Raw genomic sequence first — 21,741 nt, 5'->3', positions numbered from 1 at the left:
CAATATGCTTACTTCACTGTTCACTTGGTACATACAGCTCATCAGGATGAAATGCAGAAAAATAATGCTGAAAGCCGCGGCACTCAGCAAAGTGCGCTTTTCCTTCAGGATAAACCTCAGTCCGGACAACGCCGCACTTGGTCGTTGGATAAAAAGCAGAGGATAGCCGGGCGGAGGTTGAGGGCAATAGCGGTTACGGGATTCAGTGCAAGGCTAAGTCAGCGTAGCGGTGTGGTGCGCCAGGGGTCTGGAAGAAGGCGGAGACAAAAGACGTTTAGCGAAACGGCGCTTACAATTCATAGAGTTACATAATATTAATACTCCCGGGTGACTTCATGAGCTGTTCTACACTTACACATTCAATCAAGCCGTTTGATTGAAAAAGCAGCATCACTCAGAGGGAGGCGACCGCAAAGCGTCACGCAGCCGCATCCGTCATAACTGATCATGCACGCGAGGAGAACACCATGAAAGCAGTTGTCTATAACGGACCTTTTGACGTTTCAGTCAAAGAGGTTCCGGATCCCAAAATCGTTCGCCCTACCGATGTGCTTGTCCGTATTACCACCACCAATATCTGCGGTTCGGATCTGCATATGTACGAAGGACGAACCAGCTTCGAACAGGGGCGCATCTTTGGCCATGAAAATCTGGGGCAGGTCATTGAAATCGGCAGCGCGGTTGAGCGGGTGAAAGTTGGCGATTATGTCTGCCTGCCCTTTAATGTCGGCTGCGGATTCTGTGAAAATTGCGAGAAAGGGTTAACCGGCTATTGCCTGACGGCAAATCCGGGTACGGCCGGTGCCGCCTATGGCTTTGCTGAAATGGGCGAATGGGATGGCGGACAGGCGGAGTTACTGCGTGTGCCCTATGCTGACTTTAACTGTCTGGTGCTGCCGCCGGATGCGGTAGAAAAAGAGGAGGACTACGTTTTACTTTCCGACATCTTCCCCACCGGCTGGCATGCCACTGAACTGGCAGGACTGCGCCCCGGAGAGAGTGTGGCGATTTACGGTGCGGGCCCGGTCGGCCTGATGGCGGCTCACTCTGCAATGATCAAAGGCGCATCGCAGGTGTTTGTGGTTGATACTCATCCGGACAGGCTGGCGCTGGCCGAACAACTGGGCGCTGTGGCGATCAATGGTGTGGGCGATGAGGCAGTAAATAAAATTCTCGAGTTAACCGACGGGCGCGGCACGGATTGCGGTTGCGAGTGTGTAGGGTATCAATGTTGCAATAAACATGGGCATGAAGATAACTCTGCCACGCTTAACAGCCTTGTCGCGTCAACTAAGGCCACGGGCGGCATCGGTGCGGTCGGCGTTTTTGTTCCGCATGATCCCGGAGGCGCGACCGACCTGGCCAAAGAGGGTAAAGTGCCATTCGATTTTGGGAATTTCTGGTTCAAAGGTCAGTCAATCAAGACCGGTCAGTGTAATGTCAAAGCGTACAACCGCCAGCTCGCAAGGCTTATCCATCAGGGCAGAGCCAATCCGGCGCAGATCATCTCGCATCGACTTGCTCTGGCAAACGCTGCCGAAGGCTATAAGCATTTTGATGATCGTGATAATGGCTGGACAAAAGTCATTCTGAAACCCTGAAATTCAGGTAACTCAGAAGAGCTAAGACACATTCAGGCGGTGGGAAGAGGAAGAACGAAAACTGCCTGTCTGTGGCTGACTATATCTGGCATTACCACGCTTATGATACATCAGCGTAACTCCGACAGATATTTGCCCACTGCTTATCCAGTTTGATGCACATGCGCAGCATCTCTTTCGCAAGGCACGAAGCCGCACAAAGATCACCTGACACAACAGAGGGATATCAAGCTTCGAGGCATTTTGGCCATCGTCTGACATCATTCCTCCTCAGCTAAAGTTATTTATTAGGCATGAAAGAGATAACGGATTATTCAACTTTGTAATAACCAATTTTTTAATTATCATTTTTATAATTCGCAAATGCCCGCGATGAGCGAGAAGGGAACACAACATTTAAGTAATAATCGTGCGAGGGAGCCAAACGACTGGTATTATAGTTATATAAATTATCATCACGGAGAAAATGCTAATGAAAATTACACTTAAAAAAGAAAATGGAACATCCGAAACACAGGATGTTGCATCTTTGATTATCACATTAAGTAATGGTGAAACTATTGAAATTAGTGACGAAAGCCAGCAGCGCCCGTCGCATCTTTCGGAAGGAATTACGGTGTGGGGAGGAAGCATGCCGAAAGAAGGCGCCTCCATTGACGACCTCAGGGCTTCAACGCGATCATTAGGTATTTATCCCCTGGCCGCTAATTTGATTCACCTTTTCCCACTCAGTAAATAGCCGCTAAATACAGCAGTATGTGAGTTTCGTCTGGGGGCATTTGAGTCGGATAATCGTAAACATCGGCTTTTGCCATAGAACGAATTGACGAATAGACCGATGTCCGCTTTGAGCGAAAAGCGGACATCATCCGTTTGATTTGCAAGCAATTCGGGAAACAGGTTGTTTGCGTATAGATGACTTTGCCGGCGTTCTCTTTTAGCCGGGCTTGCAGTCTTTGGTTAGTTGAACACACCGTTAATCACGGCGGTCACAACTGCTGTGCTCAACGCAATAAGCACTAAATCATCTCCAACCGCGCGCCACTCGTAGCCGGGGTAGTGAGGCAGCGCATTTATCATGGATGCTGGCAAATTTTTCTTAGCAATACCCGGTGGCAATGCTTTCCCACGCGCCACTTTCTTAGCGATTCCCGGCGGCAGAGACTGATAGCCTACCAGGCCATAGTTGACGGCGAGCGCTCGTGCCTGAGAGAAGCTGATATCAGATTGAACATGATCGGGGTGCCGGGCGTTCTTGCGATGTCCATGTTCGTTTTTCGACGATGCGTAACCCTGCTCTTTATTTCCGTGCGCGCCATTATTACCGTGATTGCCATTGCCATTGCCATTGCCATTGCCATTGCCAGGGTTTGCATAAGCCGGTGCAACAAAAACGGCGAAACCAATCATCAGAGCAAAGGTTGTTTTGAGCGTGCGTTGCGTGAGCATGACAAATGTCCTTAGTAGTATGTATTGCCTTATTGAAATATAGAACGAGGCGGCAATCTTAACCATCACCTCATTTCTGAAATATCAGTAATGTAATAAGCCGGACATGTCCGGGACTCACTCTGAACGCGGGCATTCCACTGCTCATCCTCTGAACCCAGGGGTGCGCCTGCCGGCTCGTGACTACTGAAAGAAATGTCCGCTCGTCGCGCAAAGCGGACATTGACGCCTGATATTAATTTAGAAACGTATCAGGATCACCGCTAAGTCGCCCTGAAAGGGGGCTAAAGCGGTAAAACGGTTTCCACGGTGTGCTGAAAAACGTACGGATCGGAAAGTAACTCAAATTGTTCGTCATCCGGATACGTCACTGCCACGTGATAATTTTCTCCCGCGAAGGTCTTTACTGACTGCAGATCCTTCCAGTAAGTTGCCAGAAAGAAATGCTCCCAGTCACCCTGTGTTTCTCTGCGCACATAAGCGCCTATATTCCCGGCAATGCTTCGTGAATGTTCCACACCTGTCTTCTCAAGGTGTTTCGCAAAATCTTCAGCGTGTTTGAGCGGAACACAACCGTGCCAGGTTCTTACAATCATTCGTTTTTCCTCTTAATGTGGCAAGGATGTCACCCTATCATCGCAAGCCACTTAACGGTGTAATTTCTGAAGGCCGTGTTCGTTAATGCAAACTAAATTAATGACGACCGAAACCTATTCACTCTTACCTGTAGGTCCGTTTTTCGCTCATCGAGGCATTCGTCGGTGGGAAAGTCCGCTCCGTGCCGGCCCGTTATTTCTGTAGTCTGGCTGCGGCTTTCAGCGTCGCCTGCCGCCGCTTTTCAATAAATGGCGCAACCTGTTGCTGAGCTTTTTTCAGCTGTTCTTCAGATGCGGAGCGGGGCGAGCCACAGTCAAAGGGCGGGGCAGGGTCATATTCCATATGCAGCTGAATGTTTTGCGCGATATTCGGTCCGAACATCTCTGATACGACGCTGAGGGCAAAATCGATACCTGAAGTCACACCGGCGCCCGTTATGCGATTGCGGTCGCGTACAACGCGCTCATTTACCGGCTCTGCGCCCAATAGCGCCAGCTGATCCAGCGAAGCCCAGTGCGTCGTCGCTTTATATCCCTTCAGAAGCCCGGCCGCGCCGAGCACAAGCGATCCGGTGCATACCGACGTTACCAGCTTCGCCTGTTTACTTTGAGCCCGGATAAACGAAAGGACTTCTTCATCCTCCATCAGGTTTATCTGCCCCGGCCCGCCGGGAATACAGATGATATCCAGCGCAGGACACGTGTCGAACGTGGTGGTTGGCTGAATCGCCATCCCCCGGTCTGACACCACAAGCTCCAGATTTTTCCAGATGAGATGCACTTTCGTGTCTGGTGCCCGCGCAAAGACTTCAAACGGACCGGTCAGGTCAAGCTGCGTAAGCGCAGGGAACAGCAGCAGACCGATGGATGTAGATGTAGAATCACTCATAAATAATGCCTTCATCTAAAAGGTGATAGTGGCTTTGCCATCAGCAAAGGCAGTGGTTTGTGCAATAAAAAATGGAAACCCGTTACTGTCTGTCAGACTATCGAAATTAAATTAACCACGATGACACTCAATGCCAGGCCAATCAACATCATTCCTGAGATACGTTCCAGCCAGGGTAATAACCGGGAAAAGTGCTGAAGTACCAGACGATTGCCAATGAAAGCGGCGACCAGTAAATCCCATAGCAGCACGACACTAAACATCCATATGCCATAGACGACTTTCACATTCACCATCGCATCGCCACCACCAATAAGCGTGGCCAGACTCACGTAAAACAGCGCATTCTTGGGATTGAGTATTCCGGAGAGAAAACCCATGCCCAGTTCACGGTAATGGTTCGAGGCACCAGCAGGCTGAGTTACTGATTCCGCTGTTTTGACGCTGCAGGCAGACAATGAGCTCATGCCAGCAAAGCGGATAAAAAGCAGACCGACATAGAGTAAATAAGCACAGCCCGCGAGCTGAATAACGATAAAACTGATGCTCTCAGGATGGAAAAGCGTGATACCGCTGAAGGCAGCCAGTATAAACACGCCGTTCGCTATGGCTATCCCCAGGCAGACATTGGCGGCGCGCCGCCAGCCGGCTCTGATTGAGGTGCGTGCCACGAGAAAAAAATCCGGGCCGGGCGACAGCAACGCCAGAAAATGCGCTGCTGCCACGATAAGAAATTGCTGCAACACGGTATTACCCTCTTAAAAATTTTTAACAGGGTGCAGCTCCCGGGCAGGATTGTATTGAACAAAATTGCACTTGCTCAGGTTCGATAGCAGCCTGGCGTTACGCCAGTGTGGGCCTTAAATACGCGCTGAAAATGACTCTGGTCAGCGAAACCCAGCCGGTAAGCGATATCGGTAATGTCACAGCCTGACTGAAGCCAGTGACGTGCTTTGTTTATGCGCAAATTAAGCTGATAAGCATGCGGTGTCATGCCAGTCGCAGCGCGAAATGCTCTGATGAGCTGATAACGACTCATGCCTGAAAGGCTTGCCAGCTCTGACAGCGCCCACGGCTGCCTTTCAGCCTGCTGCAATACTTCAATCACGTTGTGTAATGCCCGACTGATGTCAGACGCCATGACAGGAAAGGCTTTCACCGGGCCGGTGCCATATTTACTGTCGCCAATAAACTCGATTAGCGCTGTATTTTTGTCTTCTGTACTGGCAGTCGAAAACAGGAGGTTATTCAGTTCACAGAAGCGATGATAGCGCTCTTGATTATTCGTCACCCGAACTTCACCCTGACTGATGAAGCCGCCTGAAACATCGTCCATTTCAGCAAGTAAAGCATTTAACCACGCGGCATCCATATGTAACATCTGATAGCTCCAGTGCTTGTGAGGCAATGGATTACAGGAGTGAACCGCGCCGGCGGGAATAAAAACCATCATTCCAGGTTGTAAATAACAGGGACCACCGGATGCGCCTGTGAACAGGCTGCCGCCTGCGTCAACTGCGCCAATTGAAAAGGTCGGGTGACTGTGTGGTCTGTAACATGCGCGGCTGTGACACGCGCGACGACTTTCGACAAAAACCAGCGACGGATCGCGCCAGAACTCTGTACGAGTGGCTACGCTGTCATTATCGCAATCGCAGCCGGAAGGGGATGTGCACGGAATGAGCATGCCTGTTTCCATCCTGGTACCTATTATCGTTGTCATGCCTGTGAGGCGTTAAGCCAGACACGATAGCATTAATTCAGATGCCTGACTCAGGCTGGCACGTCGTTGTCAGCCTGCTGCGGATAGGGCCGCCTGATGTTATGCATCACTGCATCAGACGATGCAGAGAAAAAGCGATCAGCAAGACTGGCATATTTCCCGGGCATCAATGAGTTTGTTTTATTCGCGAAAAATACTCTTGTTTGAATGACGGCGACAAGCCAAATGTCCATAAGCCTGAATGGCCGCGCTGGCATCGTCGCCATCCAGTGAAAGCATAATCACCCGATCGGAATCTCATCTATGTCAGTATAAATTTTTAACCCGCGTTCTCTGCCAATCCGTATATCGTTATCGGCGCCGTGCGACGCGCCCGGCATACGTAAGATCGCGTCGCAATGTTGAATAAGCCGATGTGCAACCGGATAAAGATAAGCCTCACTGATTTCATCACCGATTGCCTGTGAACCTGCGGCGGCGGCAAGAGGTAATGCCAGCCATTCTCCAATCACCGGCGTATGCCTTCTGTGATAAACCTGCAGAGCGGCTTAATCTAACTTTTGTATATTGGCGTGAATTAAGACCGGGTCTCCTTCGGTGCCGCTGCGCACAGGGCCGGCAATCAGGATCAGCATGGTATTGGCTCCTCAAAATGGACATTCATGGCAACGTATTGCAGTAACATTATGGTTTTCGCATCCATAATCTCCCCGCTGCGAATTGCGCTCAGGGCCTGAGTCAAAGGCCATTCCAGTACTTCAATATCCTCGCCCTCATCGGCAAGGCCACCGCCTTTGCTCTGGCGATCGTCATCAGCATATTCGGCGATAAAAAAATAGAGTTTCTCGGTAACCGAACCCGGACTCATAAAGGCTTCCATGACTTTTTCAATATGCTGCACCCGGTAACCGGTTTCTTCTTCTGCCTCCGCGACAATGCGGGTTTCCGGCGAAGCGTTATCGAGCAGCCCGGCAGCCGCTTCAATCAAAAAACCTTGGTGACCATTAATGAAAACCGGCAAGCGAAACTGGCGGGTCAGCACCACGCTGCGCTTTTGGCGATTATAGAGAAGCACGACGGCACCATTACCGCGGTCATACGCTTCACGTTGCTGCTTCTGCCACGAGCCGTCACGGCGCTGCAATTCAAAGGTGTATTTTTTCAGGGTGTACCAGTTGTCGGACAACAGCTGCTCACGGATATTGCGTATTTTCTGCTGCATAGCTTGCCTCCTGAAGATGACAAAACAGACGCTATCATGCATAATCGTGCAAATTCAAGAAAAAACGTGAGCGGGTAATTATGCTATCGAGCCAGCGTAAACAACAGATTTTGAAGATTCTGGCGGCTGAAAATCAGGTGATGTCAGGTGAGCTCAGTCAGCGTTTTGGCATATCCGAGGACTCAATACGCCGCGATTTGCGGGAGCTGGCCGCTGAAGGACTGTTACAGCGCGTGCACGGCGGCGCGCTGCCGGTGTCAGCCGCGCTGGCATCCTTCGAAAAACGCAAAAACGTGCAAATGAGTTCCAAGCAGTGTGTGGCGCAAAAGGCGGTGAAGCTGATTCAACCCGGTCAGGTGGTGATTATTGACGGCGGAACCACCACCGCAGAACTGGTGCAGTTGCTACCAGCAGACCTGGCTTTCACGGCGATCACCCACAGCCCCGGTATTGCGGTTGCGCTGGTGGATTTTCCGCGGGTAGAAGTGATAACCCTGGGCGGGCTGCTCTATCGCCACTCGGTGGTCGCGGTGGGATCGGCTGTTCATGAGGCAGCTGCGCGTATTAATGCTGATCTGTTTTTCATGGGCGTTACCGGCGTGCATAAAACCGCCGGCCTCACGACCGGCAACTATGAAGAGGCTGGCATAAAACGCGCGCTGGCGGGGAGAGCCGCCGAGACCGTTGTCATGGTGTCAAAAGAGAAACTCAATTCCGCCTCCGCCTTCGCGATTGGGGATCTGGATCTGGCCAGTGCGCTGATTATTGATGGCGAGCCCGATAAAGAACTGCGCCAGGTTTTACAGCAGAAGCATGTCTCGCTGATGTAGTGTTCTACGCTGCCTTTTTGACGCATCTGCGAAACAGATCGGTTCGTGATTGTGCATGACCTGCATGGCAAAGCTGTGAATGTCCGTGACCTGCCCCAAAAGATTGATACACCGCGTTGTCAGTAATATCCGCAGATCGCTCAAAGCTGAAACTCACCAGAGCCAACGCCGTTTTGGCTCTTGCCAGGCCCCCTGCCAAAGGTCAAAACGCTTGAGTTGTTCAAGTTTGTGTAGAACGACATCTTCACCTACGGATGAGAGAGTTCGCTCTGGAATTGAAATGCCGAAAAGGCCTTCAGCAATAGCGAATATTTCACAACCTGATGTCAGTGAGCCCAAAGATTTTTCTATCTTCTTAAGATCAGCTTTTACAATTAACTGAAGTCCCATCAGAATTTAAACTCCACAATTGCTACCTGCTCGAATGCTTCTTTAATCTGGGCCAGGACCAGGTCGGAGATCGATTGTCCTCTGATATCATAGACGACCCGACAAGTTTGAATGTGCGATGGAAGTTGCGATAGTCCATAGGATATTCTGGCAATATTATACGCAATACTGAGTTTTATTGATTCCGGGGATGCCAGGCTGTGGTTGGCTACAAGTAGAAATTCTCCATGAACTTCATTAATAAAATCTGGGGCGAACATTACACCTCCCTTTTATTACCTTTGCCGATTTCTATCAATTGAGTGTTTTTTCATCAGAATTCCTCATAACAGTTATCCTTCTCAAAAATCGATGTACGTTCTTAGCTCATAGTGGGCTTAACATTATGTAGTCAAAAGATTTAACCATGCATCAAGGCTGTCGTTTTAACCTTTTCCATTGCTCGATAGTCAGAGTGAACATCAGGTTAGCCGGTGGGTCCTCAGGATTGTCTATCCTTTGGTTAAACAACAGACCTGCTTTTTCAAGAACGCGGCGAGAGGCGATATGATTTTCGCGTGTAACTCCGACAATTTCAGGAAGTTTTAGCTCGTCGAATGCATATATTAAAGCGCGACAGGCAAGCTCGGTTGCATAACCTTTCCCCCATGATTCTGGTTCAAACCGGTAGCCCAAATTATTCGTTTGTCGGCCATTGAACTGACTGACAAATACACCTCCAAAGCCAATGATCCTTTCTGGATCCGCCTTTTCAGAAACAGCCCAGTCGTCAAACCCATAACGCTCACGATCTGCGGTTCGCTGCAGGATAACATTACGACTATGCTCAATGTCCCGATGTGGACCCCTCGGGTTAAACGCGTGAGTTCTGATGTCACCGTAAATGCCAAACAGCGCATCCAGATCGGACATTACTACTGGTCTGTAAAGCAGCCTTTCTGACTCCCAGTACATTACTCTCTTCATTCCATGTAAGTGATTTGTTTAAACACATTAATATGTGAGACATAGGCTGAGAAGCATTTCTTTGAAACCTCTCAGCACTGATATCAAAAGCTGTCTACCCGGTTTCTCTGTAGGGTCCGTATGATGCGGTTGCTGACGTCCGCTCCGTGCCAGAAGCGGACGTTTTCAGCCAGTCCTGCCAGCTATCTTGTGCTCATAGCAAGTTTAGCCGCAAAGCATAAAAATAAGCCCCCTGTTGCTCTGTCCATCATCTGGACAACGCGATTTTTCTTCAAAATAGCTGACGCAAAATGCGTGCTTAAAATGAGTGTGACTGACCATATAGTCCCAATCGCCACGTGGATGCTGACCAGGATAAAAGTCCATATCAAAGGAGAGTGACCGGCAGGTATGAACTGCGGCAAAAAGGAGACATAGAAAATGCCCATTTTAGGGTTTAGCACATTTCCCAACATTCCTCTGATAAACCAGTTCCCCTGAAAACCATTGTCATCATCGCCATCACTGAAAGATGATCGGGGACGTATCAGCAGTTGTAAACCCAGCCAGCTCAGGTAGACCGCGCCACAAACTTTAAGCACCGTATAAGCCATTTCTGAAACCACCAGAAGTGCACCAAGGCCTAATGCGAACAGCGCCCCCCATAAAAAACAGCCAGCATCAATGCCAAGCGCAGCGTGAAAAGCCTTTTTGCCGCCCTCTGCACAAGCAGTGCGCAGAATAAGTGCCGTATCAAGGCCGGGGGTCAGGGTGAGTAACAATGCTGCGAGAGAGAATGCGAAGAGAGAATCGTTAACAGTCATTTTCTTTGTCCGAAAGAGCAGATGTTAATCATTTAGTTCCCTGTAATCAATCTAACAAATATCAGTTTTAAGTGTCCGCTTTTCGCTCATAGCGGACCATTCTCCGCGTCTGTCCGCTTTGTGCCAGAAGCGGACTTTGCAAACATCACTGTTTCAATAAGCAGATAACGGGCTATGCCATGTGGACTTCATTGACTGTGCTCCATCAACTCTAGCGTCTGACCATCAGGGCTTTGTAAATATATTACTCTGGTTCCCTTCATGGGGCCTGACAACACTGTCTGAGGTTTACCCGGCGTCTTCCAGCCATAGTCCGATGCTTTGCTCAACAGTGTATCAAGATCTTCAACTGTAAAAGCAAGGTGAGCGTAGCCTGGGATATAAGGTGCTGAAGGTTCTGCTGGCTGCTCTATATTACTATATTGTAGTAATTCAATTTTGATACCAGCCAGTTCAAGCAAAGCCATCCGTACATCAGCTCCCCTTGCACCTGTGACTTCATCGATTATGGGTCCAGACATTTTTCCTTCGCGTATTAATTCACCTCCAAGGATATGAGTCCAGAAGAACACGGAGTCTTCAATGTTTTTAACTGAAAAACCAACGTGATTAACACTTAAGATCATTCGATTACCTGCTGAGTTTCGAAAGTTGACCATTCAACTATATGATAAGCCTGCTTTATTGCTACACACTAAATGCGATGGGATTTTTTCCAGGAAAAAGCATTACTGAAATCGGTTTAACTATGCATTTATGATGGATACACAGCATCAGATGGATAGAAACCAGCTCCCGTTGATAAATAAGCAACCATGCTATAAGCCTGCATTTTTGTCGATAAACAGCGGATGACCGCTTCGCGCTCATAGCAGACATGGGCTTGTGCTCAGTCCTCTGTAGGCTAAAAGCGGATATTATTATTGATGGCCGCCGATAAAATGCTAACTATTTGCCTGATCTTACAGCACTTCCACCACTTCAAATTCTTCAGCAATCAACTCCATATCTTCTGAAAAATGACCTTCACGGCTAAAAAAGCGCTGGTGTTCTTTCTGCCAGAATTCAAGACTTAAATCGCCTTCACCTTCTTTGCGGGCAAACTCTTCTGTTACATCACAAAAACGCACCAGCCGCAGTGAAATCAATCTGATCACACAGACCGGGGTATTCTGACCATCAAGAATAATGTTATAGCTCCCAATCTTCGGAGTAGACTCCTCCTGCTGGTAAGCGGTAAACGATCCGCAGGAAGCTGTTTTGATGCCTTTTTTTACCAGTTCCGCCAGCTTGCTGGCCAGTTCCGCACTGTCACCCATTTGCCAGGCATCTGCGCCAGGATACTTCTTTTTTATTTCCTCAACCGCAAACATGAAAATTCCCTCAATCGTCGGTGAATGAAAAGTTTCATCGTTTATAGCATGAACTGTACCGGTATTAAGAATCAGGCTGATCGTCGCATATTGTGGTTCACTTTTTGCCCAACGCGGACACTTACGTAAATCCAGACGACAGGAGGCTAAGGACTAATCTGCAAACCTGCGCGAGCCAACGACACACAGGATCACGCCCAGTGTTATGAGAATCATCATCGGCCTTACCGTTTCAGACAGTAACGTTGCTGAAAGTCCGAGACCAAAGAATGGCTGCAGCAACTGTAATTGTCCCACAGCGGCGATGCCGCCCGCAGCCAGTCCCCTGTACCAGAAAATGAAACCAATCAGCATACTGAACAGCGATACATATCCCAGTGAAAGCCACGCCTGCAGGCTTATTTCGCCCATGTTCTCCGGCAAGGTCTCCAGGGTGGCAACAAGCATCAGCGGCAGGGACATAATCAGTGCCCAGCAGATAACCTGCCATCCTCCCAATTCACGCGAAAGCTTTGCACCTTCGGCATAGCCGAGGCCACACACAATCACGGAAGCCAGCATCAGAAGATCGCCGGTTACTGATACAGAACCTTTCTGGAGTAGGGCAAATCCCATCACCAGCAGGCTGCCGGCGACTGAAAAAATCCAGAAAGCCAGCCTGGGCCTTTCGCCTCCTCTGACAACGCCGAAAATAGCCGTCGCCATGGGTAGCAGACCGAGGAAGACAATAGAGTGAGCCGAGGTAACGTGCTGCAGCGCCATGGCTGTCAGAAGAGGAAAACCAACCACTACACCTGCAGCAACGACAACCAGAGAAATCAGCTGATGCCGCTGAGGACGAGCCTGACTTAAAAAGAGAATCAGCATAATGGCCAGTACACCGGCAATTGAAGCGCGTGAAAAAGTCAGAAAAAAGGGATCCATTTCCCGCACTGCTATGCGTGTTGCGGGCAAAGAGCCACTGAAGATGATCACGCCGGTCAGCCCGTTCAGCCAACCTGATTTCAGGCCAGAATGTGTATTTTTTACCCTGGTAACTGTCACAACAGACCTCATCAAGTTCGATAAATGATTTAACAGATAACGTTGACAGCCCCCATGCTAAGTACCAGCATTCAGGACAATCAAATAATTGTCATAGATACAATTCATGAAAGCTCGATACAAAGTCATCGTGGATGAATTCGCTTCCGCGATACGAACAGGCGCGCTCCTGCCGGGCGCCCGCCTGCCTACCCACAGAGCGTTGTCGGCTGAAAAGCACGTGTCACTGGCAACGGCTACCCGCGTTTACGCTGAGCTGGAAGCCATGGGGCTGGTGAGCGGAGAAACCGGAAGAGGAACATTTGTCAGGGAAATTTCGCTGCCCGCCGGGCTGGGTTTGGATCAGTACGCAGTGGCGTCTGACGTGCTCGATCTGAACTTCAACTATCCTACGCCACCGGACCAGGCGGAACGGTTACGCCAGGCAATGCGACAGCTGGCCACATCTGGCGATCTGGCTTCACTGTTGCGTTACCAGCCGCACGCTGGCAGGCAAAGCGACAGGGAGACAATCGCGCTGTGGCTTAGTAACTCCGGCCTGACCGCATCTGCTGATGAGGTTTTAATTGTAAATGGCGCGCAGCATGGTCTTAGCGTTGCTGTCATGGGGCTGCTAAAACCCGGGGATGTAGTGGCTGTAGATGCTCTGACCTATCCTGGCTTCAAAGCCCTGGCCACTCTCTATCATCTGGAACTGGTGGCAATACCCGCTGATGCCAGTGGACCGGACCTGACGGCATTCAGGCAAATCTGCCAACGCCGGCGCCTGCGCGCGGTGTATACCATGCCAACACTGCATAACCCGCTTGGCTGGGTTATGAATGATGCCCAGCGCAGGGAGCTGGCCCGGATTGCCAGAACGTTCGATCTTCTTATCATCGAAGACGCGGCCTATGCATTTCTTGTCCGTCGTCCACCGCCGCCGCTTGCCACTTATGCGCCCGAAAGAACCGTTTATGTTACCGGTTTTGCTAAAAGTGTCGCCACTGGCCTGCGCGTCGGTGCCGTGGTGTGTCCCGCTGAAATGCGAATTGCCCTGGAGCGAGCCATCAGGGCAACGACCTGGAATACTCCCTCCCTCATGGTTTCGATTGTCTGCGACTGGATTAAAGATGGCACACTTAAACGCTTTGAGGCGCTGAAAAGACGGGACGCGCGTCACCGGCAGGCGCTGGCGCGCAAAATACTTGTGAACTGTGAATGGGTAAGCCATGACAACTCTTACTTTATCTGGCTATCACTGCCTCAGGAAGTAAGGGCTGACAGGCTTGTTCACCGATTGATGCAGCAACATATCTCTGTTTCCACAGCAGAACCCTTCAGCACCTCAAACTGTGTGCCGCATGCTATTCGTCTGGCTCTTGGCTCAGTCACGATGAATCAGCTGAGCGAGGCCCTGGCGAAAATTAAAGAGGCTATTGAGTATGAGATTGATCTTTGAGCGCTGTCCGCTCCTCGCTCATAAGGAATTATAGCTGCGTGCATGTCCGACCTGCCTCTGGTGCGGATGTGGTTTCATCGTGCCCGGGCATCTGTACAGGCAGTGCAAAACCTCTGCGCCAGCTCCCGTGACGCTGTTCACAATCCGTGCAATTTAAAAGACACCGCGGTGACTTTCCAGTCGTAAAACCCTTAGCGTGGTGTTTTATATGTAACTTTATTGTTAATTTATAGATCTCTTAATGTTGCAGGATGGTAGTGGAAGCCATCATAAAGCTCAAAAGCGTGCCAGAATCCTCTCTTAATTAACTTTTATTTAACATATGCAATTATATAATTTAACATTCATGGACTTCGCTCACATTTCCTTCACATCTGCGCGAAAACCTATGTACCGGTAAGTTAATCTCTGAGCGTGAATTAAATAGCAACCGCCTGTTCCCTATATCAGAACCTCATCAGAAAGGTACCAAAATGAAATTTAACCTCGCATTAGTCAGTGCATGTGTGGTTTCAGCGTGCATGTTATTCACAACACCCTCATTCGCTGCCAAACCTTACGATATCGCCGTTGTGGCCAAAGTTACCGGTATTCCGTGGTTCACCCGCATGGAAGTAGGCGTAAAAGAAGCCGCGCAGAAACTGGATGTCAACGCCTATCAGGTTGGCGCCTCGACGCCCGATCCGGCGCAGCAGGTCAAGGTGATTGAAGATCTGATTGCCAAAAAAGTTGACGCCATCATTGTGGTGCCAAACGATGCCAAAGTACTGGAGCCGGTACTGAAAAAAGCGCGCGACCAGGGCATCGTGGTATTAACCCATGAATCGCCGGACCAGCAAATTGGTCAGTGGGATGTCGAAACCATCGACAGCCAGAAATATGCGGAAGCCAATATGGACGAGCTGGCAAAAGATATGGGTGGCAAAGGCGGTTATGCCATTTATGTCGGCTCTTTGACCGTGCCATTACATAATGCGTGGGCCAATGCGGCAATCAAATATCAGAAAGAAAAATACCCGGACATGCATGAAGTCACGTCACGCCTGCCGGTGGCTGAAAATATTGATAAGTCATACTCCACCACGCTGGATTTGATGAAAACCTATCCTGATCTGAAAGGAATTATCGGTTTCGGTTCCCTTGGTCCGATTGGTGCCGGTCAGGCGGTTCAGCAGAAGCGGGCGAAAAATAAAATCGCGGTTGTCGGTATTGCGATGCCAGCACAGGCTGCGCCATATCTGATGCGCGGTGACATCAAAAAAGTCCTGCTGTGGGATCCAAAAGATGCCGGTTACGCCCTGGTTTCGGTTGCCGATCAGCTGCTGCAGGGTAAAGAAGTCACTAAAGACCTGAGCATTGAAGGTCTGGGCAAAGCCGACGTCGATATGGATAAGAAAGTGATTCGCTTTAATAAAATTCTTGAAGTAACGCCAGAGAATGCGAAATCACTTGGCTTCTGATCAGAATGTTTAACACCTTAATTTAACGGAGATAGATTATCTCCAGCGCCACACCAGGCAAATAGAAACAGATACAGCGTTGTATGTTGTGCTGTATCTGAACTTCTACTCAGAAATTGAAAACATATACCCTGAATAATTCGCGTCAGGCGCGGCGAAAGTCAGTGAAATTCGATGAGATATAAATGATTCGGATAAGCGAGCATCGCCAACACCCGGCTGGAAATAGGATGGGCAGGCTTAAGGATCTATGATGAATACGCTCAGCACGTCCCCCGCCAATGCTGAGGCCTTTATCAGCCTCGAAAAAATAAGTAAAAAGTTCCCCGGCGTATTAGCACTGGATAATGTCAGCCTGACGCTGAATAAAGGTGAAGTGCATTGTCTGGCCGGGCAGAATGGCTGCGGCAAAAGTACCATAATTAAAGTCATTTCCGGGGTTTATCAACCGGAAAAAGGCGCGGCCATCACGCTGGACGGAAAACTCTTTCATACCCTGACGCCACAGCTGTCTTCTTATTACGGCATTCAGGTTATTTATCAGGATTTGTCGTTATTTCCCAATCTGTCAGTCGCCGAAAATATCGTTATTCACCGCTATTTACCGGGCGGTGATTTCTGGGTACATCGCGAGTCAATGCGCAAAAAAGCGCTGGCGGCGATGCAACGGGTCGGCGTTGCTCTGGATCCGGATCGTAAAGTTGAAAAGCTGTCGATCGCTGACCGCCAGTTAGTGGCAATATGCCGTGCCATCGCTGCTGATGCCAGTCTGGTGATTATGGATGAACCGACAGCGTCACTGACCCGCAGCGAGGTTAATGGTCTGCTGCGGGTGGTGAATGAACTCAAAGCCGCCGGTATCTGCGTGGTGTTCGTCAGTCACCGTCTCGATGAAGTGATGGAAGTGGCCGATCGTATCAGCGTGATGCGCGACGGCAAACTGGTCGGCACCTATCCGGCCAGTGAACTCGACAGCCATGAACTGGCGTTCCTGATGACCGGGCAGCGTTTCACCTATAGCCATCTGCCGCACCGGGCGCCGGCCGATGTAACGCCACTGCTGGAAATTAGCCAGCTGAGCCGCAAAGGGCAGTATCACAATATTTCGCTGTCGCTGCGGCAGGGAGAAATCACGTCGATTATCGGCCTGCTCGGTTCGGGCCGCACGGAACTCTGTCTGAGCCTGTTTGGCATGAGCCAGCCGGACAGCGGAGAGATCCGCATCAACGGCAAGGTGGTGAAATTCCACTCTAACCGCGACGCCATTCGTCACGGCATCGCCTATGTGTCGGAAGACCGGCTGACACAGGGGCTCATCATGGATCAATCCATTTATGACAACACGCTGGTATCGATTTTCGACAAGCTGCATACCGGCGCCGGATTGATGGATCACCGCAAAGCCGCGGCGGTAGTTAAGGACCTGATCCGTGACCTGAACATTAAAGTCTCGGACAGCAGTTTACCGGTTAAAACGCTCTCCGGCGGCAATGCGCAACGTATCGCCATCGCCAAATGGGTGGCGACGCGGCCCCATATCCTGATCCTCGATTCACCAACGGTAGGGGTGGATATTGCCAATAAAGAAGGCATTTACCGCATTGCCCGCGATCTGGCGGAATCCGGCATGGCGGTGCTGATGATTTGCGATGAAATCCCGGAAGCGTATTACAACAGCCATCGCGTGCTGGTGATGCGCAAAGGCGAACTGGTAGCGGAGTTCGCGCCGCACCAGAGCAGCGAAGCGCAGATTGCGGAGGTGATTAATGGGTAACAAATCGCTATCGAAACTGTTTACCCAGCACGAATTCTGGCTGGGATTACTGGTGCTGCTGCTGGTGGTGGGTCTGAGCGCCAGCAGCAGTGAATTTATGACGCTGGGTAACCTGACAGACGTCGCCACCAGCTATGCCATTCTGGGCATTCTGGCCTGTGGACTGTTTGTGGTGCTGATTGCCGGCGGCATCGACATCTCCTTTCCCGCTGTCACCTCCATCGGTCAGTACGTGATGGCGAGCTATATCATTCATCACGGCGGCAGCTTTCCGCTGGCGTTTGCCATGTCGATGGGGATCGGGTTGCTGCTCGGCCTGGTCAATGGTTTTCTGGTGTACTGGCTGCGCGTGCCGGCCATCATTATCACCATCGCGACGCTCAACCTGTTTTACGGTTTGCTGGTGTATCTGACTAACGGTACCTGGTTGTACGGTTTCCCCGACTGGTTTATGAACGGGATCAGCTGGTTCTCCTTCACCGCCGCCGACGGTTACGACTATGGCCTGACCCTGCCGCTGCTTTGCCTGCTGGGGGTGATCATCGTTACCGGCGTCCTGATGAATCGCACCCGCGTGGGCCGCCAGATTTACGCCATGGGCAGCAACCGTGACGCCGCATCGCGTCTTGGTCTGAACATCCTGCGACTGCATTTTTACGTTTACGGTTTTATGGGATTGCTGGCGGGTATTGCTGCCGTGGTACAGGCGCAAATTACCCAGTCGGTAGCGCCCAATTCCCTGCTCGGTTATGAACTGACAGTGCTGGCGGCGGTGGTACTAGGCGGCACCAGCATGACCGGCGGGCGCGGCTCGCTAACCGGCACCATTCTGGGCGTGATGCTGCTGGCCTTCCTGCAAAATGGCATGACCCTGCTGAGCATTTCATCTTACTGGCATCAGGTGTTCAGCGGCGCGATCATTCTGGTCAGCATTAGCAGCACCGCGTGGAACGAAAAACGCAAACTGGCGAAGGGGATGTGACATGACCACCTTAAACCGATTCTTCCCCGGCGACCGCATCATCCGTTTGCAGTTGCTGATCATTGTGGCCGTTGCCGTGCTGTTCTCCTTTACGCTGGGTGGCAGCTTCTACAGCGTCGGCAATTTCCAGTCGATCTCCTCGCAGTTACCGATTCTGGGCATGCTGGCGCTGGGGATGGGCATTACCATGCTGACCGGCGGGATCAACCTTTCGATCATTGCCGGTGCCAACGCGTGTTCGCTGGTGATGGCGGCGATTCTGGTGGCGCATCCGAACCAGCCGGAATATGTCGCACTGGCGCTGCTTGCGGGTCTGGGTGTGGCGCTGGTGATTGGGGTGCTCAATGGCGCGCTGATTGCCTTTATCGGGGTTTCACCGATTCTGGCAACCCTCGGCACCATGACGCTGATCGCCGGACTGAATATCCTCTTGACCAACGGCGCGGTCATTTCCGGTTTCCCGCCGGTGATTCAATACCTCAGCAACGGCAGCCTGCTGGGTATTCCGGTCGCCCTGGTGTTATTCCTGCTGGTGGCGCTGCTGCTGTGGGTGTTTCTGGAACACACTACGCTCGGCCGCAGCCTGTATCTAATGGGTTCCAGCGAGCAGGCGACGCGGTTCAGTGGGGTCAACACGCATAAAGTCACCATCGCGGTGTACGTGCTTTCAGCTCTGCTCGGGTGGGGCGCGGCACTGCTGATGATGTCCAAATTTAACTCGGCACAGGCTGGCTACGGCGACTCCTATTTGCTGGTGACCATTCTGGCCTCGGTGCTTGGCGGCATTAACCCTGACGGCGGTTTTGGCCGGGTGATTGGGCTGGTGCTGGCGCTCATCGTACTGCAAATGCTGGAAAGCGGCCTGAATCTGATGGGCGTCAGTAGTTATCTGACCATGGCGCTGTGGGGTTGTGTCCTGATCCTGTTTATCGCTCTGCAAAACAGAAAATCATAAGCGAAAGCTTTTCAAGAAAGGAAAGAACATGGCGAGTTATTTTATTGGCGTCGACGTAGGAACCGGCAGCGCCCGCGCGGGCGTCTTCGACATGACTGGCCGTATGCTCGGCCAGGCCAGCCGGGAGATCACGCTCTACCGCCCGAAAGCTGATTTTGTTGAGCAATCCTCTGATGAGATCTGGCAGTCCGTGTGTAACGCGATTAAAGACGTGGTCAGTCAGGCGGATATCAACCCGATTCAGGTGAAAGGCATCGGTTTTGACGCCACCTGTTCGCTGGTGGTGCTGGATAAAGAAGGCAAACCGCTGACCGTCAGCCCGACCGGGCGCAGCGAGCAGAACATTATTGTCTGGATGGATCACCGCGCGATCACTCAGGCAGAACGCATCAATGCCACCGGCCATCGCGTGCTGGAGTTTGTTGGCGGGATTATCTCGCCGGAAATGCAGACCCCCAAACTGCTGTGGCTGAAACAGCACATGCCGACCACCTGGAGCAACGTCGGACATCTGTTCGACCTGCCGGATTTTCTCACCTGGCGCGCCACCCAGGATACTACGCGATCGCTGTGCTCAACCGTCTGCAAATGGACCTATATCGGCCATGAAGACCGCTGGGATCCGAGCTATTTCCGCCAGATTGGCCTGGAGGATTTACTGGAAAACAACGCGGCAAAGATCGGCAGCGAAGTGAAAACCATGGGTGAGCCGCTGGGGCATGGCCTGACGCAGCGCGCTGCCGCAGAGATGGGGTTAATGGCGGGCACGGCGGTCAGCGTTTCGATTATTGATGCGCACGCCGGCAGCCTCGGTATTCTCGGTGCCAGCGGCGCATCTGGCGAATCAGCGGATTTTGACAACCGCATTGCGCTGATTGGCGGCACGTCCACGGCCCATATGGCGATGTCGCGCAGCGCGCGCTATATCGGCGGCATCTGGGGGCCGTACTATTCGGCGATTTTGCCGGATTACTGGCTGAACGAAGGCGGGCAATCTACCACCGGCGCGCTGATTGACCATGTGATTCAGTCGCATCCGTGTTATCAGGATCTGCTCAAGCAGGGCAAAGACAGCGGCAAAACCATCTATGAAGTGCTCAACGGCATACTGCGCAAGATGGCGGGAGAACCCGAGAATATTGCCTTCCTGACCAAAGACATTCATATGCTGCCTTATTTCCATGGCAACCGCTCACCGCGTGCCAATCCGACCCTGACCGGCACGCTGACTGGCCTGAAACTGTCGCGCACGCCGGAAGACATGGCGCTGCATTATCTCGCCACCATTCAGGCGCTGGCGCTTGGCACTCGCCACATTATTGAGACCATGAACCAGAGTGGTTACTGCATTGATACCATTATGGCCAGCGGGGGCGGCACCAAAAATCCCATCTTTGTGCAGGAACATTCCAACGCGACGGGCTGCGCAATGCTGTTACCGGAAGAGAGTGAAGCCATGTTGCTCGGCAGCGCCATGATGGGCACCGTGGCGGCGGGTGCGTACGACTCTTTACCCGAAGCGATGGCCGCCATGAGCCGCATCGGTAAGACCATCACGCCGCAGACCAACAAAATCAAAGAGTATTACGACCGTAAATACCGCGTTTTTCATGAGATGTACCATGACAGCATGAAATACCGGCAGCTGATGCAGGGGAAAACTGAATAAACGCGGGAGAAGCAGGGCTGTAATCACAGCCCTGTGACGTAAGCGGCGGTTGCGGTTATTTTTGCCCATCCGCCTGAAGCACCCTTTTCGCCACAATCCGCATTTCCACCAGGGCGTTTTCCGGAATGAACTCTGACACGCCGATGGCAGACCATGCCGGGTAGGGGGCTTTGATATACACATCTTTGACCTTAGAAAATACCCCGATGTGTTTTTTAAGATCGATATGAAAGGTGGTCATCTCCAGTATATGTTCATAGTCCAGTCCGGCAGCGTTTAAATACACACCCAGCTTATAAAACGCATCATGGAATTGTTCTTCAGGGTGGGTACTTATCGGTTTGTCTTTCCGCGCTGCCGTCACCCCGGAAAGATACAGGGTGCCATCGGCTTCGATAACGGGAGAGAAGTGCCAGTCATGGTAATAGTGCTGAAATTCTTCAGGAACGATCGATTTTTTCATGGTTTTTCTCTGATTGATGACCTGGGCAATGGCCGCCTGTTTAAAACCCTATGCCTGGCGAACTGCCCGATCGGGTACTCTTAACATAAAACGGCGCAGAAGATCCGCAGC

Annotated in this window: 23 protein-coding genes and 1 pseudogene; 9 read left to right on the top strand and 15 right to left on the bottom strand. The window is 51.2% G+C overall.

Annotation, left to right across the window (positions count from 1 at the left end; genetic code table 11):
- Positions 1–467: 467 nt before the first annotated feature.
- Complete coding sequence (locus C1N56_RS21900; RefSeq protein WP_238562207.1) at positions 468–1,601, top strand: glutathione-independent formaldehyde dehydrogenase; 1,134 nt, start codon at positions 468–470, stop codon at positions 1,599–1,601.
- 472 nt (positions 1,602–2,073) lie between these two features.
- A complete protein-coding gene (locus tag C1N56_RS21895; RefSeq protein ID WP_104187669.1) occupies positions 2,074–2,340 on the top strand; it encodes a hypothetical protein in 267 nt (88 codons plus the stop codon).
- A gap of 221 nt (positions 2,341–2,561) precedes the next feature.
- Here the strand turns inward: C1N56_RS21895 and C1N56_RS21890 are convergent, their stop codons facing one another.
- From C1N56_RS21890 to C1N56_RS21860, 7 genes and pseudogenes are all read right to left on the bottom strand, one after another.
- The gene (locus C1N56_RS21890) at positions 2,562–3,050 is read right to left on the bottom strand and encodes an anti-virulence regulator CigR family protein (protein WP_238562208.1); all 489 of its coding nucleotides are present in this window, start codon (positions 3,048–3,050) and stop codon (positions 2,562–2,564) included.
- A gap of 284 nt (positions 3,051–3,334) precedes the next feature.
- Positions 3,335–3,646: a hypothetical protein gene (locus C1N56_RS21885; protein WP_088517478.1), complete on the bottom strand. Its 312-nt coding sequence runs from the start codon at positions 3,644–3,646 to the stop codon at positions 3,335–3,337.
- A gap of 193 nt (positions 3,647–3,839) precedes the next feature.
- Entirely contained in the window at positions 3,840–4,535 is a 696-nt protein-coding gene (locus C1N56_RS21880; protein WP_104187672.1) for a DJ-1/PfpI family protein, read from the bottom strand.
- A gap of 92 nt (positions 4,536–4,627) precedes the next feature.
- Complete coding sequence (locus C1N56_RS21875) at positions 4,628–5,278, bottom strand: LysE family translocator (RefSeq protein WP_058759240.1); 651 nt, start codon at positions 5,276–5,278, stop codon at positions 4,628–4,630.
- Positions 5,279–5,355: 77 nt separating this feature from the next.
- Positions 5,356–6,222 carry an AraC family transcriptional regulator gene (locus tag C1N56_RS21870; protein WP_104187674.1) on the bottom strand — a complete coding sequence of 289 codons (867 nt, stop codon included), beginning with the start codon at positions 6,220–6,222 and terminating at the stop codon, positions 5,356–5,358.
- Between the two features lie 317 nt (positions 6,223–6,539).
- Positions 6,540–6,893: pseudogene (locus C1N56_RS21865) on the bottom strand (NUDIX hydrolase).
- Positions 6,887–7,480, bottom strand: a complete 594-nt coding sequence (locus C1N56_RS21860; protein ID WP_021508782.1) for an NUDIX domain-containing protein — start codon at positions 7,478–7,480, stop codon at positions 6,887–6,889. The pseudogene C1N56_RS21865 and the gene C1N56_RS21860 overlap by 7 nt, the downstream one beginning before the upstream one ends.
- An 80-nt stretch (positions 7,481–7,560) precedes the next feature.
- Between C1N56_RS21860 and C1N56_RS21855 the strand changes: the two genes are divergently transcribed.
- Complete coding sequence (locus C1N56_RS21855) at positions 7,561–8,310, top strand: DeoR/GlpR family DNA-binding transcription regulator (protein WP_238562209.1); 750 nt, start codon at positions 7,561–7,563, stop codon at positions 8,308–8,310.
- A gap of 153 nt (positions 8,311–8,463) precedes the next feature.
- On the opposite strand, the gene C1N56_RS21850 is transcribed toward C1N56_RS21855, so the two are convergent.
- The 7 genes from C1N56_RS21850 to C1N56_RS21820 all read right to left on the bottom strand — a co-directional run bounded on the left by C1N56_RS21850 (position 8,464) and on the right by C1N56_RS21820 (position 12,898).
- On the bottom strand, positions 8,464–8,700 hold the full coding sequence (locus C1N56_RS21850; protein WP_072208584.1) for a hypothetical protein: 237 nt from the start codon (positions 8,698–8,700) through the stop codon (positions 8,464–8,466).
- Positions 8,700–8,960 carry a hypothetical protein gene (locus tag C1N56_RS21845; RefSeq protein WP_058776175.1) on the bottom strand — a complete coding sequence of 87 codons (261 nt, stop codon included), beginning with the start codon at positions 8,958–8,960 and terminating at the stop codon, positions 8,700–8,702. Before C1N56_RS21845 ends, C1N56_RS21850 begins: the two co-directional genes overlap by 1 nt.
- 151 nt (positions 8,961–9,111) lie before the next feature.
- Complete coding sequence (locus tag C1N56_RS21840) at positions 9,112–9,654, bottom strand: GNAT family N-acetyltransferase (protein WP_238562210.1); 543 nt, start codon at positions 9,652–9,654, stop codon at positions 9,112–9,114.
- Positions 9,655–9,848: 194 nt separating this feature from the next.
- Positions 9,849–10,469, bottom strand: coding sequence for a LysE family translocator (locus C1N56_RS21835; protein ID WP_238562211.1), 621 nt, complete (start codon positions 10,467–10,469; stop codon positions 9,849–9,851).
- 188 nt (positions 10,470–10,657) lie between these two features.
- Positions 10,658–11,095: a VOC family protein gene (locus tag C1N56_RS21830; RefSeq protein ID WP_104093488.1), complete on the bottom strand. Its 438-nt coding sequence runs from the start codon at positions 11,093–11,095 to the stop codon at positions 10,658–10,660.
- A gap of 336 nt (positions 11,096–11,431) precedes the next feature.
- Complete coding sequence (locus tag C1N56_RS21825; RefSeq protein ID WP_394517557.1) at positions 11,432–11,842, bottom strand: ASCH domain-containing protein; 411 nt, start codon at positions 11,840–11,842, stop codon at positions 11,432–11,434.
- A gap of 153 nt (positions 11,843–11,995) precedes the next feature.
- Positions 11,996–12,898 carry a DMT family transporter gene (locus C1N56_RS21820; RefSeq protein WP_104187684.1) on the bottom strand — a complete coding sequence of 301 codons (903 nt, stop codon included), beginning with the start codon at positions 12,896–12,898 and terminating at the stop codon, positions 11,996–11,998.
- 94 nt (positions 12,899–12,992) lie between these two features.
- Here C1N56_RS21820 and C1N56_RS21815 point away from each other — a divergent pair, with 94 nt between their 5' ends.
- The 6 genes from C1N56_RS21815 (at position 12,993) to C1N56_RS21790 (ending at position 21,167) form a co-directional block, all read left to right on the top strand.
- Positions 12,993–14,327, top strand: a complete 1,335-nt coding sequence (locus tag C1N56_RS21815; RefSeq protein ID WP_394517556.1) for an aminotransferase-like domain-containing protein — start codon at positions 12,993–12,995, stop codon at positions 14,325–14,327.
- 473 nt (positions 14,328–14,800) lie between these two features.
- The gene (locus tag C1N56_RS21810; RefSeq protein ID WP_031279943.1) at positions 14,801–15,787 is read left to right on the top strand and encodes an autoinducer 2 ABC transporter substrate-binding protein; all 987 of its coding nucleotides are present in this window, start codon (positions 14,801–14,803) and stop codon (positions 15,785–15,787) included.
- Between the two features lie 253 nt (positions 15,788–16,040).
- Positions 16,041–17,561, top strand: a complete 1,521-nt coding sequence (locus tag C1N56_RS21805; protein WP_394517715.1) for a sugar ABC transporter ATP-binding protein — start codon at positions 16,041–16,043, stop codon at positions 17,559–17,561.
- Complete coding sequence (locus C1N56_RS21800; RefSeq protein ID WP_021508774.1) at positions 17,554–18,543, top strand: ABC transporter permease; 990 nt, start codon at positions 17,554–17,556, stop codon at positions 18,541–18,543. The genes C1N56_RS21805 and C1N56_RS21800 overlap by 8 nt, the downstream gene beginning before the upstream one ends.
- A gap of 1 nt (position 18,544) precedes the next feature.
- The gene (locus tag C1N56_RS21795) at positions 18,545–19,498 is read left to right on the top strand and encodes an ABC transporter permease (protein ID WP_058758909.1); all 954 of its coding nucleotides are present in this window, start codon (positions 18,545–18,547) and stop codon (positions 19,496–19,498) included.
- 28 nt (positions 19,499–19,526) lie between these two features.
- Positions 19,527–21,167: an FGGY-family carbohydrate kinase gene (locus C1N56_RS21790; protein ID WP_058776185.1), complete on the top strand. Its 1,641-nt coding sequence runs from the start codon at positions 19,527–19,529 to the stop codon at positions 21,165–21,167.
- Positions 21,168–21,222: 55 nt separating this feature from the next.
- On the opposite strand, the gene C1N56_RS21785 is transcribed toward C1N56_RS21790, so the two are convergent.
- Positions 21,223–21,630 (bottom strand): Rid family hydrolase, encoded by a 408-nt coding sequence (locus C1N56_RS21785; protein WP_021508771.1) that lies wholly within the window; start codon positions 21,628–21,630, stop codon positions 21,223–21,225.
- Positions 21,631–21,741 lie beyond the last annotated feature (111 nt).

The organism is Pantoea sp. SGAir0175, from assembly GCF_043547855.1.
The sequence above is the reverse complement of the archived record's forward strand: the minus strand, read 5'-3'. Positions and strand labels throughout refer to the sequence as shown.

What these genes read in the sequence shown, in the direction of transcription:
- C1N56_RS21900 (WP_238562207.1), top strand. Translation starts at nt 468, where the DNA reads ATGAAAGCAGTTGTCTATAACGGACCTTTTGACGTTTCAGTCAAAGAG.
- C1N56_RS21895 (WP_104187669.1), top strand. Translation starts at nt 2,074, where the DNA reads ATGAAAATTACACTTAAAAAAGAAAATGGAACATCCGAAACACAGGAT.
- C1N56_RS21890 (WP_238562208.1), bottom strand. Translation starts at nt 3,050, where the DNA reads ATGCTCACGCAACGCACGCTCAAAACAACCTTTGCTCTGATGATTGGT.
- C1N56_RS21885 (WP_088517478.1), bottom strand. Translation starts at nt 3,646, where the DNA reads ATGATTGTAAGAACCTGGCACGGTTGTGTTCCGCTCAAACACGCTGAA.
- C1N56_RS21880 (WP_104187672.1), bottom strand. Translation starts at nt 4,535, where the DNA reads ATGAGTGATTCTACATCTACATCCATCGGTCTGCTGCTGTTCCCTGCG.
- C1N56_RS21870 (WP_104187674.1), bottom strand. Translation starts at nt 6,222, where the DNA reads ATGCTCATTCCGTGCACATCCCCTTCCGGCTGCGATTGCGATAATGAC.
- C1N56_RS21860 (WP_021508782.1), bottom strand. Translation starts at nt 7,480, where the DNA reads ATGCAGCAGAAAATACGCAATATCCGTGAGCAGCTGTTGTCCGACAAC.
- C1N56_RS21855 (WP_238562209.1), top strand. Translation starts at nt 7,561, where the DNA reads ATGCTATCGAGCCAGCGTAAACAACAGATTTTGAAGATTCTGGCGGCT.
- C1N56_RS21850 (WP_072208584.1), bottom strand. Translation starts at nt 8,700, where the DNA reads ATGGGACTTCAGTTAATTGTAAAAGCTGATCTTAAGAAGATAGAAAAA.
- C1N56_RS21845 (WP_058776175.1), bottom strand. Translation starts at nt 8,960, where the DNA reads ATGTTCGCCCCAGATTTTATTAATGAAGTTCATGGAGAATTTCTACTT.
- C1N56_RS21840 (WP_238562210.1), bottom strand. Translation starts at nt 9,654, where the DNA reads ATGTACTGGGAGTCAGAAAGGCTGCTTTACAGACCAGTAGTAATGTCC.
- C1N56_RS21835 (WP_238562211.1), bottom strand. Translation starts at nt 10,469, where the DNA reads ATGACTGTTAACGATTCTCTCTTCGCATTCTCTCTCGCAGCATTGTTA.
- C1N56_RS21830 (WP_104093488.1), bottom strand. Translation starts at nt 11,095, where the DNA reads ATGATCTTAAGTGTTAATCACGTTGGTTTTTCAGTTAAAAACATTGAA.
- C1N56_RS21825 (WP_394517557.1), bottom strand. Translation starts at nt 11,842, where the DNA reads ATGTTTGCGGTTGAGGAAATAAAAAAGAAGTATCCTGGCGCAGATGCC.
- C1N56_RS21820 (WP_104187684.1), bottom strand. Translation starts at nt 12,898, where the DNA reads ATGAGGTCTGTTGTGACAGTTACCAGGGTAAAAAATACACATTCTGGC.
- C1N56_RS21815 (WP_394517556.1), top strand. Translation starts at nt 12,993, where the DNA reads ATGAAAGCTCGATACAAAGTCATCGTGGATGAATTCGCTTCCGCGATA.
- C1N56_RS21810 (WP_031279943.1), top strand. Translation starts at nt 14,801, where the DNA reads ATGAAATTTAACCTCGCATTAGTCAGTGCATGTGTGGTTTCAGCGTGC.
- C1N56_RS21805 (WP_394517715.1), top strand. Translation starts at nt 16,041, where the DNA reads ATGAATACGCTCAGCACGTCCCCCGCCAATGCTGAGGCCTTTATCAGC.
- C1N56_RS21800 (WP_021508774.1), top strand. Translation starts at nt 17,554, where the DNA reads ATGGGTAACAAATCGCTATCGAAACTGTTTACCCAGCACGAATTCTGG.
- C1N56_RS21795 (WP_058758909.1), top strand. Translation starts at nt 18,545, where the DNA reads ATGACCACCTTAAACCGATTCTTCCCCGGCGACCGCATCATCCGTTTG.
- C1N56_RS21790 (WP_058776185.1), top strand. Translation starts at nt 19,527, where the DNA reads ATGGCGAGTTATTTTATTGGCGTCGACGTAGGAACCGGCAGCGCCCGC.
- C1N56_RS21785 (WP_021508771.1), bottom strand. Translation starts at nt 21,630, where the DNA reads ATGAAAAAATCGATCGTTCCTGAAGAATTTCAGCACTATTACCATGAC.